Below are 12,641 nucleotides of genomic sequence, written 5' to 3'. Positions count from 1 at the left end.
GGCCCAGGCCGCCCACCAGGCTCACGAAACACCCACCGCGCTGTCGTATGCCACGTCGGAAAGAACCCCAAAACGGACACAAGAGCCACAAACGCAACGAACCAAACAGGTTAAACAACAAGCTGAGAGGGCGTCCGGAAACTGATGTCATGTCGTCCGGTTTGGCACCGAGGGCCGCGTGACTGACGGGGACCTTCACACGGTCTGTTCTGGTGAAGGGGACTTTTGCAAGGTTGAGTCGAGGGAAGTCCCCTTCAGTCGCGACCCCAGGTTTGCCGTGTGCCCTGATGGGAGCCTTCACGGCGTTTAACGCTGTCATGGTGGCCTTCAGGGCACGCGCGAAACGGTCATGGCGGTATGAAACGGGCGAATGGGTAGACTTTTCGTCCTTTGTGGAGGGTAAGCGGCTTCGAAGGACAGGCACCCGAGGCTTCCAGCGGCGGCTACTACGTCAGTTCTCAGCCGCGTTCTTAGCGATTACGCACTTGCCTGCGGAAGGAACCCGCGCCTATGCGCTGGGCAGGTGGCGGGTGATGATGCCGGTGAGGACGAGATCGATCCCGGCGAGGAACTGCTCGCGGTCGTCGTGTTCGCGCATCTGGTCGGCGACGGCCCGGGTGAACGGGTAGTCGCCGGGGTCGAGCTCTTTCCAGGCCTTCGCCGCGGCGTCGAGGAATTCGGCGCGGTTCGCGTCGGGTCCGAGGACGCCGGTGTTCGCGGTGTTCTGGCCCGCGGCGCCAAGGATGTAGTGCATCAACGCCGAGGTTGTGGTGAACCAGCTGTCCTCGGGGACGTCGAGCGCGCCGACCTGTCGGCCGATGCCTTCGAGGATCCGCAGCGTCACCGACTGCCAGGGGCTGCAGGACAGCTGTGTGGCGAGTTGGGTGGCGAGCCAGGGGTGTTCGCCGATCGCGTCGAACAGGCCGAGCGCGACGGCGCGGATCCCGTCCTGCGGTGAGCCCGGGGACTTGGCGGGCTCGACGGCCAGCGCGGCGGCGATGACGTCGTCGGTCGCGGCCGCGAGCAGCTCGTCCTTGTTCGCCACGTGCCAGTAGATCGCCCCGGGTCCGGTGGCGAGGCGCTCGGTCAGCGCCCGGAACGTCAGCCCGGCCTCGCCTGCCGCGTCGAGCAGCTCGACGGCGGCCTCGACGATCCGCTCCTTCGAGAGCGCCTCTGCGCGTCGCCGCGATCGGCGCGCCCGCGTTGCCATGCCGCCATCCTGGCACAGTGGAACAGTGCTCCAATCTGCGGACGACGACGTTCCAGGGATGGCCGTCCGGACCTCACCAGACACGGCCTAGCCGGGGATGGAGCGTTCGATGGTCGCCTCGATGCCGTCCAGGATGACGGTCATGCCGCTCGCGAACGTCTCCCTGGCTTCCCGCTCCAGGTACGGCACGGTTTCGTCCATGACCTCGAACGCGCGGTCACTGTCAAGCTTCACCACGTTCGGGAACCGCTCGGCGAAGTCCGGGGAGACCTCCTTGAGCAGGGCCGATCGGGCGTACCACCACTCGTCGTCGGTCACACCGGTCTCATCCGGGGCCTGGCGTGACTCCGCGACGACCTGCACAGCGCCGCGGACGAAACCGACGAGAGTGCCGACCAGCCGCCGCAGGATCTTCGACTCAAGACCCGTCTCGAAGAGGATCCGCAGGAGGTTGTCGAGCATGTCGTACTCGTGGGGCCCGAGCACCGGGCGCGCCTGGGACACCTGCAGCACCCACGGATGCCGCAGGTAGAACTCCCACTGGTCCTGCGCCCAGGCCCGTACGGCCGCCCGCCAGCCGCGCGCCAGGTCGTAGTCGCCGGGAAGCTCGGCCAGCGCGTGGTCGTGCATGAGGTCGATGAGCTCGCTCTTGCTGGGGACGTAGGTGTAGAGCGCCATGGCCGTCCGGCCGAGTCGTTCGCCGACCGCCCGCATTGACAGCCCTGGCATCCCGTCCTCGTCGGCCACCGCGATCGCGGCGTCGACGATCAGGTCGACGGTGAGCCCCGGCTTCGGGCCCGGACCCGTCCTGACCTCGCCGGATCCCGCCGCGCGCCACAGCAGAGCCATCGAACGAGCGGCGTCACCCTGCCCGGCGTAGACGACCACTTGCAACTCCTTACGGCATAAAGTAACTTGGCCGAATCAACTCTTTACGCCATAAGGTTATCAGGGGAAGGGCCACACGATGGAGGAACTGCCGATCCGGTACCTGCGGGTGACCGGCGTCCGGCGACTCGGCCCGCACCTGACGCGGGTCACGTTCGGCGGGGCGGACCTGGCCGGGTTCACCTGGACCGAACCCTGCCAGCAGGTGAAGCTCTACTTCCCCAAACCCGGCCAGGCAGCGCCGAAGCTGCCACCGCCGGACGCCGGCTTCCTGCGGTGGTACCAGGCGTTCAACGCCGTCCCGGAGCCCGAACAGCCCTGGACTCGCAGCTACACGCTGCGCGGCCAGAGCGCCGGGGCGAACACGATCGACATCGATTTCGTCGTCCACGACGGCGACGGCCACAGCGGTCCGGCGACACGCTGGGCGCGGCGAGCTCAGCCGGGCGACACGCTCGCGATGTTCGGCCCCTCGGCGATGTTCGCGCGGCCGACCCCGCTCGTCGCGTCGATCGCCGAGGCCGGTTGGGTGCTGCTGGCCGGGGAGGAGACCGCGCTTCCCGCGATCGGAGCGCTGCTCGAGTCCCTGCCGGAAGGCAGGCGGGCCCTGGCCTACCTCGAGGTGGCCGGGCCGTCCGACGAACAGCGATTCGACTCGCGCGGCGACGTCGAGGTCCACTGGCTGCACCGGGGAGAGGTGCCCGCGGGACACAGCGACATCCTGCTGGAAGCCGTGCGGGCGGCGGAGTTCCCGGCCGGGCAGGCGTTCGCCTGGATCGCCGGGGAGTCGAGCTCGGTACGGGCCCTGCGGCGCTACCTGATCCACAATCGCGGCCTGGACAAGAAGGCGATCGAGTTCACCGGGCACTGGCGGCTGGCGCTCACGCAGGACGACGCCCCGACGGCCGAGGATCTCGCCGAGGCCCAGGAACGGCTGGCCGCAGCGCAGGGCTGAGGTCAAGATCCGGAAGGTGTCCCGACTCGGCCCACTGTCTTGGTTTTGATGAGCGGCGCGTCCCGCGACAGCTCCCGGAACCCGACGCTGTAGTACAGCCCGCGCGCCCGGGGATGCCCCGGCGCACCCAGGCACGCGACCGTCATCTGAGTGGCCCCGGCCGCCCGCGCCAGCCGCATCCCGTGCAGCAGCATCGCCCTCCCCAACCCCTGACGCCGATAGCCCGGATGCGTCCCGACCGGCTCGAACTCGGCGGTCTTGTTCGCTTCGTCAAGCCACATGACCGTCGACGAAACCATCTTCGCGTCCGGCGCCTCCACCAGCAGGTGCAGGTCGCCGCGATACGTCGCCGTCTGCCGGACGCCCTGGTAGCTCTCGGCCGTGTAAGTCGAGGGAGCCCAGGCGTCCTGGTGGGCCTGGACCGCGGCCTCCGGCCCGGCCTCGTCGGCGGTGCGGAACCGGAATCCGGCAGGCAGCACCGGTTGTTCCACGTCAATGAGGTCCCGCTCGTTGAGCTGGGTCCAGGACCCGGTGTCGCCGAGCGAGGACGGGTCGGTCTCGTAGCCGCGCGCCGCCCATCGCTTCAAGGCGAACTCGTCGGCGGCACCCGGCAGCACCGTACGCTCGAGGCCCGCCGCCATACCGTCGTACCAGCCGATCACCTCGTCGACCAGCTCAGCGTGGCCGGGATGGACCTGATACGCCAGGTAGGCGCCGGTGACGTCGTTCACCGACCCGTCGCTCCGCCTCACCTGGTGCGGAAGCTGGGCCCAGCCCCACGCCACGAGATCCCCGCCGGAGAACCACAGCCGACGCGGCCAGCTCGCGCCGTCGCGGGCGTGCATCCTACCCCAGTTCCAGGCCAGCTCGCCGAACGACGCGTCACTGTTCACCAGGTCCGGGCGGGTGGCGGTGACACGCTGCGCCAGGCCCTGCATGAGCCGCACGTCCGCCGCGGTCACCAACTCGACGTTCGTCATAGTGCGCCACTGTGTCAGGGGGTCCGCAAAGCCGTCGAACCGTTTTCCGGGGCGGTCACCAGCACAACGCGCGAACCGCATCGTCTCCGACCATGCCCGATCGACGGGGTTGTGCCGCACTCCCCCACCGGGCTAGACACGTTCCATGACAGCACAGCCAACAGGTGAACGCGCCCTTCCGCCGATCACCGATCGACGGACCTGGCAGGCGAAGATCGACGAACTCCGGAGCAAGGAAAAGGCCCACACCAGGGCCGGGGACACACTGGCCGCCGAACGCCGCCGGCTGCCGATGATCGAAGTCGATCCGCGGACTCCGCTGATCGGAGCCGACGGCCCGGTGCCGCTGATCGACATCTTCGACGGCCGGTCCCAGTTGATCGCCTACTTCCAGATGTGGCACACCGGTAAGCCCGCGGCCGAGCAGTGCGAAGGCTGCACCTTCTCCACGACCCACATCACCGAATTGTCCTACCTGCACTCGCGGGACGTCAGCTACGCGACCTTCTGTGAAGGGCCATATGAGGAAAGCTCGCGCTATCGCGACTTCATGGGCTGGACGATTCCCTGGTACTCGGTGCCGCAGAACGCCGTGGACCGGCTGATCGCGAACCGGCACTTCGGCATCCTGGTCAGCTATCTCCGAGACGGTGACCAGATCTACGAGACCTACTGGACCACCGGGCGCGGCAACGAACCGATGGCACCGTCGTACGGACTGCTGGATCTGACCGTCCACGGCAGGAAGGAGTACTGGGAGGACTCGCCGGAAGGCTGGCCGCAGCACTGGGGTTCCCGAGGTGGCCAGTTCCAGCTGAACGGGCGCCCGGCCGCCCAGTGGTCTCGGCTCGAGGCCGGACGCGACGACGACCTCGGCACCTCGACCGGGTAAGCAGCCAAGAACCCGGCAGGAGCAGCGCGTACGGGACTCGAACCCGTGCCTCCGGAGTGAGAATCCGGTGTCCGTACCTGCTGGACGAACGCGCCTTGGGCTGGAACATCCCCCACGCACGGCCGCGGCGTCCCGCTTGCCGGGGGATGTTCCAGCAGTACCCCGACCAGGAATCGAACCTGGACTCCGGCGTTCGGAACACCGAGCTCTTTCCGTTGAGCTACCGGGGTGAAGTGAAGAATCGTTCTGCGGGCAGCCAGAACAGAGAAAGCCGCCCTGGCCGGTTTCCCGGCGGGCGGCTCCCTGCTGTGACGGTCTACCTCGTCACGGTGGGGAGCCCGAGCTGTGCCGCCACTGATTTTCCACGTGCACAACGCTTTCCAGGCCGATGAACGAGCGCGCGGCGGCGAACGCGGCGCTGTGTCGGCACTGCCTCTCGCTCATCCGCCTGCTCATCATGACTGGCCTTTCGGTCGGTGTGTGCGCTCATCATCCGCGACGAAGTCCGGCTTCGTCAATCCTGTTTCGCCGCCGGGCGGCGGACCGTTACGAGGAAACGTATTCCGGTCGCCTGGTTGAGGCCGAAGAAAAAGGGGGAAGCGCCGGACCGAGGCGCTTCCCCCCTGACTTATCCGATGACCGCCGGGCTACCGCGCGTTGCGCTCCTTGTTCGCCCGTGCGGACCGGGTGCAGACCTCACCGACGTCGACGGTCTGCCCGCGGTCGGCGTACACGTCGGCGACGCCCACGAGCTGGCCGCGCGGGGACGTGCAGGTCAGCTGGTACGCCTCCTTGGGGCCGTAGGTCGGCGGGATCGGCGACGCGAACGAGACGCCTCCGGTCCAGTCGTCCTGCTTCGCCGGGTCGGCCTGGGCGTAGTTGACCATGACCGCCTTGTAATCACCGGCGGGCGGGTCGAACAGCGTCGCGTGCTCCGAGGTGGTGCCCCCGTTGGCCGACGAGGTAACGAGGTTGCCCGCCGCGTCGTAGACGTAGAGGTCCCAGTCGGTGTCCGGGCTCGCCCAGGCCACGTCGACACTGAACTTCCCGTTGTCCACCTTCGGCAGCCCGTCGACGTGGAAGGTGAAGCTCTCCGACGTCTGGTCCACCGGGTAGTTGGTGTTCACCGCGGGGAAGCCCGCCGGGTTCGCGACGGCCACGCCCGGCTGCGCGGGCCCCTGCGGGTCGCGGCCGTACCGGCCCGCGACGTAGGGCCGGGTGGACGGGTTGACCGACCAGGCGAAACGGCCACCGGTGGTGGTCAGCTTCGAATCGAGCTGGTCGGTCACGTAGATCGGCGGTTTGGTCGAGCCGTCCGGCTGCAGGACGGGCGAGGTCGGGGTCTGGAACGTCTTGTGCAGCTTGAGTTCGTAGCCCTTCGGCGCAGAGCCGATCAGCGTCGAATGGGCTGCCGGGTCCGCCGCGTTCGCCAGCATGTCGAGGAAGCCCTGCCGGTTGCCGCCCTTGCCCGCGCCCGCCGCGGGGGCCAGCCCGGCGTACTCGGCCACCACCCCGGTCTGGAACGGCGGGTGGAACTCGACGTTGCCGATCTCGAAGGTGAAGCCCCAGCCGCCGGTCGCCCAGTACGACCAGTCCTCGGTGCTCCCGGTCGTGTCGTAGAGCGCCCAGGAAGGCTCGCTGACGTACCCGTTGCGGGACGCCATCTTGTCGCCGAGTGCCTTGTAGGCGGGCTCGTCGAGCGGCGGCCGCACGGCGGCGACGCCGGGCACGCGCAGCACCAGGTTGGAGAAGGTGTGCAGGGTGATCAGGTTCGTCACCTGACGGGCGGACACGATCGAGCGCACGTTCTGCGTCTCGGGCTCGGAGAACGGGCCCGCGCCGCGGAAGGTGTCATTGCGCCAGACCGTCGAAGCGCCGCCGCCGCCCCAGAAGCCGGCGTAGTTGCGGTTCGGGTCGGTGCCGCGCTCACGGCCGCCGGGGTTCGCCTTGCAGACGCCGGTGGCGAACGCCGCGGGCGAGTCGGCGACGTTGCAGTTCTTGCGCTTCATCTCGTAGTCGAACCGGCTGAAGTCGCCCTTCGGCTCGGCCTCGCGGGAGATCTCGAAACCGTCCGGGTTGACGATCGGCACGACGATGTTGCGGGTCTTGCCGACCAAGCCGCGGATGGCCGGGTCCTTGCGGTAGCCGTTGGTGAGCTCGTAGGCCCATTCCATCGCGTGCTCACCGGCGGGCCACTCGCGCGCGTGGTGCACACCCATGGTGAAGTCGACCGGCTTGCCGTCCTTGACGTTGGCGACGTCGGTCGCGATCTCGATCCCGACCACATCCCGGCCCTCCCAGGTGGGATAGGGCAGGGTGAACGCCGAGACCAGCCCGGGGTTCTTGCGGGCGAGCTCCTTGATCTCGTACTCGTAGTCATAGAGGTGCCGGTAGCTGGTGCGTCCGGACGGCAGCACCGAGGACGCGGTGGTGGCCGCGTACGCCTTGTCCGTCTTGGCGTTCTCGACGGACTTCGCCGACAGGTCGGCGGTCACGACGGAGGACTTGAACCCGCTGTCCGCCAGGGTCTTGCGGTCGGTGTCGTTCGCCACGACGACGTCGAGGCTGGTGGCGTCACCCTTCTCGGTCACGTCGAGACCGAGACCCAGCAGGCGGTCCTTGTCCTGCTTGGCCGGGGTCTGGACCCGGACCATCTGCGCCTTCTGCGCGGCGGCGGGGGTGCCCGTCGGCGTCCCCTGCGGGCTCAGCGCGAGGAAGTCGACGCCGAGCACGGCCGTGCGCGCGGGCCCGGCGTACCGGCACGCCTGCAGGACCAGCTTCTGGCCCTTCTTGACGAAGCTCTCCGCCATTTCGTGGGTCCGCAACGCCGCCGAGGCGGCGACCACGGCGCCCGTGTCCTTGTCGAACACGGCGATGTCCCAGTCGCCTTCCTGCCGCGTGTCCGAAGACGGCGCGAGCCTGGCCTGCACCAAGCCGTCCACAGTGGAGGTCAGTTCGCGGCGGTCCGTCCCGGCCGTGTTCTTCGGCAGGAGCGCGGCGAAACAGGACCGCGGGACGGACTGGTCGGTCCGCACCACGTTCTCCGCCGCGCCCGCGGTGGTCGCGCCGGGCAGCGTGATCAGCAGCCCCGCCAGTGCGACGGCCGACGCCGTCCAGCAGAGACCTCGTCGAGCCGGTGAATTCCCTGCACGTCTGTCTTTCGGCACATGCTCTCCCTTGCACCCAGACCGGTACCCGGAGCACCGGCAGCAAGACGATAACCGTCCGGCCCGCTCACCGGTATCGGCGAAAGTCGCATCTCTGCGGGGCGAATGGCGCTACGACGGACAATCACCAACCAGGTACCCCGTCCGGCGGATTGCGCCGATCGTCCGGTTCGCGCCAAAACACGCCGAGGTCACGCCGAACGGGCTCACAGCAGGGTGTCTCTCCACTGTGACCGGTCACAGTGGAGAGACACCCGCTTCGAGCACAGTCCGCTTTCAGGACATGATCGCCATCCCGCCGAAAATCACGACCAGCACGGCGCCGATGCCGAAGCCGACCAGCAGCGCGCCGCCCACCTTGGGCCGCAGCCGCACGGCCGCGTAGGCGAGGCCGAGGCACAACATCAGCCAGGCGCCGATGAAGGCGATGTTCGTCATCATGCCTGTGCTGAGGGCGAAGGCGCCCTTGGCGCCCCCGGCGACGACGAGGGCGAACCCGGCCGCCAGCGCCGGGTTCAGCCAGCGATCCTTCGTCTTGGCGGCCGCGGCGTGGTGCGGGTGGCTCTGCGTCATGATGACCTCCTGGTCGGGACCACTCCAGTTTCACACCGATCTGACGCGGCGACCCTTACCGCTGTGTTACGCGCTACCGGAACCGGCCCGGCACCTGTCAGCTCTCCTCATTCCTGGCTCGGCGCGTTCCTGGCTCGGAGCGCTGACACGACGGCCTGCCCGAGAGCGAGACCACCGTCGTTGGGCGGGACCACGCGATGGGTCAGCACCTCGAAGCCCTCTGCCCGCAACCGCTCCCGGCACAACCGGAGCAGCAGCACGTTCTGGAACACCCCGCCGGTCAGCCCGGCGAGCCGGATCCCGCTCACCGCGGTCGCGACCTCGGCGACGGCTTCGGCGACGGCTTCGTGGAAGGCCGCCGCCAGTACCGCGCGCGACATGCCCGCGCGCATCCCCGCGACGATCCCCGCGAGCACCGGAGCGGGGTCGAGCACGCCGCCGTCGACGGCGAACCGGAACCGCGGCCACCCGGACGCACTCGCGGCGGCGACTTCGAGCTCGATCGCGGCCTGGCCCTCGTAGCCGATCCGGTGCCGGATGCCGAGCAGCGACGCGACGGCGTCGAAGAGCCGCCCCATGCTGGTGCACGGCACACAGCCCGCGCCGGTGTCCATTTGCGACCGCAGCAGGCGAAGCTCGGCCGGGGTCGCGGCGGCCACCGGGGGCAGGTCGGCCGTCCACCCGATCCCCGCCGAACTCAGGTGGGACAACGCCATCCGCCACGGGTTGCGCACGGCCACGTCGCCACCGGCCAGTGCCACCGGCGCCAGGTGTCCCGCGCGGGTGAAAGGGGCGCTGGCGGCGTCGAGCAGCAGGATCTCCCCGCCCCAGATCGCGCCGTCCGTGCCGTAGCCGGTCCCGTCGAACGCGACGCCGACGATCGGCTCGTCCAGGCGACCGTGCTCGGCGAGCAGGGACACGACGTGCGCGTGGTGGTGCTGCACGAGGTCCAGCGGAAGCTCGCCCGCGTTCCGCTCGGCCCAGCGGCGGGTCTGGTAGGCGGGGTGGAGGTCGGCCGCGAGCCGTTCCGGGCCGGTCGACTGCATCCCGGTCAGCTGCGCGACCGAGCGTTCGAAGGCGGTCAAGGTCTCCAGCGTGCCCATGTCGCCGATGTGCGCCGAGCAGAACGCGCGCCGGTCTTCGGTGAGGCAGAAAGTGTTCTTCAGCTCCCCACCCACCGCGAGCACCGAGGGCACGCTCCGGCCGAGCTCCACGGGCAGCGGGGCGTACCCGCGCGAACGGCGGATCGGCAGCTCGCGGCCGTCCACCACCCGGACCACCGAATCGTCGCAGGGCACGTGGATCGGCCGGTCGTGGTTCAGCACCGCGCCTGCCAGCGCCGGGAGCCGGGCGGCCGCGTCCTCGTCGGTGAAGCAGATCGGCTCGTCCGAGCGGTTGGCGCTGGTCAGCACGAGGACTTCCGGCGCTTCCGGGCCGTCGAACAGCAAGTGGTGCAGGGGCGAATAGGGCAGCATGACACCGAGCCAGGGACTGCCGGGCGCCACCCCGTCGACTACCGGGGCACCGTCGAGCCGGGCCAGCAGCACCACGGGGCGCGCGGGCGAGATCAGCACGGACTCCTCGGCCGCGTCGATCCCGGCCAGCCGCCTGGCCACCTCCAGATCCCGGGCCATCACGGCGAACGGCTTGTCACCTCGGCGTTTCCGCTCCCGCAGGGCCGCGGCGGCGTCCTCGCTGTCCGCCGCACAGGCCAGGTGGTAGCCACCGATGCCCTTGATCGCGACGACCCGCCCGTCGGCCAGCGCGCGTTGGGCGGCCGCCAGCGCCGCGTCGGTGCCGGTCACCCGCGCACCACCGGGCGTCGCCTCGAACCACAGCACCGGGCCGCAGTCCGGGCAGGCCACCGGCTGCGCGTGGAACCGGCGGTCGGCCGGGTCCCCGTACTCGGCCGCGCACCGCGGGCACAGCGGAAAGCCCGCCATCGTCGTCGCCGGGCGGTCGTAGGGCAGCCCGCGGATGATCGTGAACCGCGGACCGCAGTTCGTGCAGGTGATGAACGGGTGCCGGTACCGCCGGTCCGCCGGTTCGAACAGCTCGCGGACGCAGTCGGCGCACACGGCGATGTCCGGCGGGATCGGGGTGCGCGCTCCCCCACCGCCGCGGCTCTCGGCGATGCGGAAGCCCTCGTCCGGCGCGGGCGGGATCTCCTCGGTGCGCACGTCGGCGATCCGCGCCAGCGGCGGGGCCTCGGCCACCAGCCGCCGCGCGAACTCGTCCAACGCCTCCGGCGGTCCCTGGACTTCGAGGAACACCGACGAGGAATCGTTTCCCACCAGCCCGGTCAGGCCGAGTTCGGTGGCGATCCGGTAAACGAACGGTCGGAAACCGACGCCCTGGACGACACCGGTGACGATCGACCGGCGACGGTGCGCGACGAGGACCCGTGACATTCGGTCCCGCCCCCGGCTCAGTGCCTCGGTGAGCTGGCGACGAGCTGACCGTGCACAGCCATGGGGGCCTCCCGCGTAGTCGGACTCGATCACCCTGTGCCAGCTCACAGGATAGGCACTTTCGGCGCACGCCGCCTCACCGCCGTTCTCAGCCCGCCTTCCTGATCACCTCGTACAGGCTGGTCCGGTTGTCCAGGCCGTGCCCGGCGGCGATCGCGCGGTCGTAGTGCGTTTTCACCGGGAAGAGCGGACACGCGGTTCAGTTCCGCCCTCGACGCCCTCCGCGCCGAGCGCGCGTATTTAGCCCGATCAGACTAGTCTCTTTTATGCACTTAAGTACCTTTTATCCCGCTTTGCGAGCGATGGTTTGGTTAATAACAAACCTTCGTCGGTGGTGCGTCACTCGCCGAAGCGGAATCGTCACGCGGTGCCCCACCCGTGGTAGGTGCCCCTCACGCAAGTCTTCTCTCCCAAGATGACCGGAGGATTTTGATGACTTCCCGGAAGAAGCTCGCCGGTTTCACCGCGTTCGCGACCGCCGCACTGGCCTGCGCGCTCTGCGTCCCCTCGGCCAACGCCGTCGCGATGTCGGCCGAGGCCTCGTTCACCCTCGCCCAGAATACCGCCATGACGCAGGCCGATCAGGTCACCGACGCCCTCGGCGCCGCGTCCGGCGGCTACTATCTCGACAACGGCAAAGCCGTCGTCAACGTCCTCGACGACGCGGGCGCGCGGAAGGTCGAAGCCGCCGGTCTCACCGCGAAGAGAGTCACGCACAGCTTCGCCGCACTGACCGGCGTCAAGGACGCGATGGACGGCGTGCGCAACGTCCCGCAGACCACCTGGGGCATCGACACCTCCACGAACCAGGTCGTGGTGACCGTCTACTCGGCGGCCTCCAAGGCGACCGCGGACAAGGTCGTCGCCGCGGCCAAACAGCACGGTGACAGCGCCCGCGTCGAGTACAAGACCGGCAAGCTGGAGCTCTACATCGCCGACGGCGACGCCATCCAGAACAGCCAGGGCCGCTGCTCGCTCGGCTTCAACGTCAAGCGCGGCAGTACCCCGTACCTGCTCACGGCCGGGCACTGCACCAACCTCGGCGGCACGTGGCGCGGCGGCGACGTCAGCGGCGCACGGGTCGTGCAGAGCGACTGCCCGGGAGCCGACTCCGGCCTGCTCACCCGCCCGAACGGCACCGGCCCCGGCCGGATCAACACCGGCCAGGCGATCACCAGCGCGGCGGCCCCCAGGGTCGGCGAGCGCATGTCGAAGCAGGGCTCGACCACCGGCGGTGGCACCGGCCAGGTGACCTCGGTCGACCAGTCGGTCAACTTCGACGTCGGCGTGCTCAACCACGAGTTCGGCACCACGGCCCACACCGACCACGGTGACTCCGGCGGCCCGGCGTACGACGGCTCCAAGGGCCTCGGCACGCTGTCCGGCGGCGACACCCGCACCAGCTACTTCTACCCGCTCACCCGTGAGCTCTCGGCGTACGGCCTGACCCTGGCCTGACGCCTTTCCCTGATCGCGGCGTCGTCTTCCCCCAGGGACGGCGCCGC

General features: G+C 69.4%; 9 protein-coding genes and 2 tRNA genes. 3 read left to right on the top strand and 8 right to left on the bottom strand.

Annotation, left to right across the window (positions count from 1 at the left end; all coding sequences use genetic code 11):
* Positions 1 to 508: 508 nt before the first annotated feature.
* Both QMK34_RS31110 and QMK34_RS31105 read right to left on the bottom strand, forming a co-directional pair.
* Positions 509 to 1,210 carry a TetR/AcrR family transcriptional regulator gene (locus QMK34_RS31110; protein WP_326418106.1) on the bottom strand — a complete coding sequence of 234 codons (702 nt, stop codon included), beginning with the start codon at positions 1,208 to 1,210 and terminating at the stop codon, positions 509 to 511.
* Between the two features lie 87 nt (positions 1,211 to 1,297).
* Positions 1,298 to 2,098, bottom strand: a complete 801-nt coding sequence (locus QMK34_RS31105) for a TetR/AcrR family transcriptional regulator (RefSeq protein WP_326418105.1) — start codon at positions 2,096 to 2,098, stop codon at positions 1,298 to 1,300.
* 79 nt (positions 2,099 to 2,177) lie between these two features.
* Between QMK34_RS31105 and QMK34_RS31100 the strand changes: the two genes are divergently transcribed.
* Complete coding sequence (locus QMK34_RS31100) at positions 2,178 to 3,053, top strand: siderophore-interacting protein (protein ID WP_326418104.1); 876 nt, start codon at positions 2,178 to 2,180, stop codon at positions 3,051 to 3,053.
* Positions 3,054 to 3,055: 2 nt separating this feature from the next.
* Here the strand turns inward: QMK34_RS31100 and QMK34_RS31095 are convergent, their stop codons facing one another.
* The gene (locus QMK34_RS31095) at positions 3,056 to 4,033 is read right to left on the bottom strand and encodes a GNAT family N-acetyltransferase (protein ID WP_326418103.1); all 978 of its coding nucleotides are present in this window, start codon (positions 4,031 to 4,033) and stop codon (positions 3,056 to 3,058) included.
* A gap of 145 nt (positions 4,034 to 4,178) precedes the next feature.
* Here QMK34_RS31095 and QMK34_RS31090 point away from each other — a divergent pair, with 145 nt between their 5' ends.
* A complete protein-coding gene (locus QMK34_RS31090) occupies positions 4,179 to 4,925 on the top strand; it encodes a DUF899 family protein (RefSeq protein WP_326418101.1) in 747 nt (248 codons plus the stop codon).
* Between the two features lie 22 nt (positions 4,926 to 4,947).
* Here QMK34_RS31090 and QMK34_RS31085 read toward each other — a convergent pair.
* The 5 genes from QMK34_RS31085 to hypF form a co-directional block, all read right to left on the bottom strand.
* A tRNA-Glu gene (locus QMK34_RS31085) sits at positions 4,948 to 5,020 on the bottom strand.
* 63 nt (positions 5,021 to 5,083) lie between these two features.
* A tRNA-Arg gene (locus QMK34_RS31080) sits at positions 5,084 to 5,155 on the bottom strand.
* A gap of 417 nt (positions 5,156 to 5,572) precedes the next feature.
* A complete protein-coding gene (locus QMK34_RS31075; RefSeq protein WP_326418110.1) occupies positions 5,573 to 8,020 on the bottom strand; it encodes a M14 family zinc carboxypeptidase in 2,448 nt (815 codons plus the stop codon).
* Between the two features lie 348 nt (positions 8,021 to 8,368).
* Positions 8,369 to 8,665, bottom strand: a complete 297-nt coding sequence (locus QMK34_RS31070; protein ID WP_326418100.1) for a hypothetical protein — start codon at positions 8,663 to 8,665, stop codon at positions 8,369 to 8,371.
* Positions 8,666 to 8,772: 107 nt separating this feature from the next.
* Positions 8,773 to 11,076 (bottom strand): carbamoyltransferase HypF, encoded by a 2,304-nt coding sequence (hypF, locus tag QMK34_RS31065; RefSeq protein WP_326418099.1) that lies wholly within the window; start codon positions 11,074 to 11,076, stop codon positions 8,773 to 8,775.
* A 492-nt stretch (positions 11,077 to 11,568) separates the two neighbouring features.
* Here hypF and QMK34_RS31060 point away from each other — a divergent pair, with 492 nt between their 5' ends.
* The gene (locus QMK34_RS31060; protein ID WP_326418098.1) at positions 11,569 to 12,594 is read left to right on the top strand and encodes a S1 family peptidase; all 1,026 of its coding nucleotides are present in this window, start codon (positions 11,569 to 11,571) and stop codon (positions 12,592 to 12,594) included.
* Positions 12,595 to 12,641 lie beyond the last annotated feature (47 nt).

Origin of the sequence: Amycolatopsis sp. H20-H5, from assembly GCF_035828755.1 — a bacterium.
Classification (GTDB): domain Bacteria; phylum Actinomycetota; class Actinomycetes; order Mycobacteriales; family Pseudonocardiaceae; genus Amycolatopsis.
The sequence above is the reverse complement of the archived record's forward strand: the minus strand, read 5'-3'. Positions and strand labels throughout refer to the sequence as shown.

Coding starts and splice junctions, on each gene's coding strand:
- QMK34_RS31110 (WP_326418106.1), bottom strand. CDS start 1,210: ATGGCAACGCGGGCGCGCCGATCGCGGCGACGCGCAGAGGCGCTCTCG.
- QMK34_RS31100 (WP_326418104.1), top strand. CDS start 2,178: ATGGAGGAACTGCCGATCCGGTACCTGCGGGTGACCGGCGTCCGGCGA.
- QMK34_RS31095 (WP_326418103.1), bottom strand. CDS start 4,033: ATGACGAACGTCGAGTTGGTGACCGCGGCGGACGTGCGGCTCATGCAG.
- QMK34_RS31090 (WP_326418101.1), top strand. CDS start 4,179: ATGACAGCACAGCCAACAGGTGAACGCGCCCTTCCGCCGATCACCGAT.
- QMK34_RS31070 (WP_326418100.1), bottom strand. CDS start 8,665: ATGACGCAGAGCCACCCGCACCACGCCGCGGCCGCCAAGACGAAGGAT.
- hypF (WP_326418099.1), bottom strand. CDS start 11,076: ATGTCACGGGTCCTCGTCGCGCACCGTCGCCGGTCGATCGTCACCGGT.
- QMK34_RS31060 (WP_326418098.1), top strand. CDS start 11,569: ATGACTTCCCGGAAGAAGCTCGCCGGTTTCACCGCGTTCGCGACCGCC.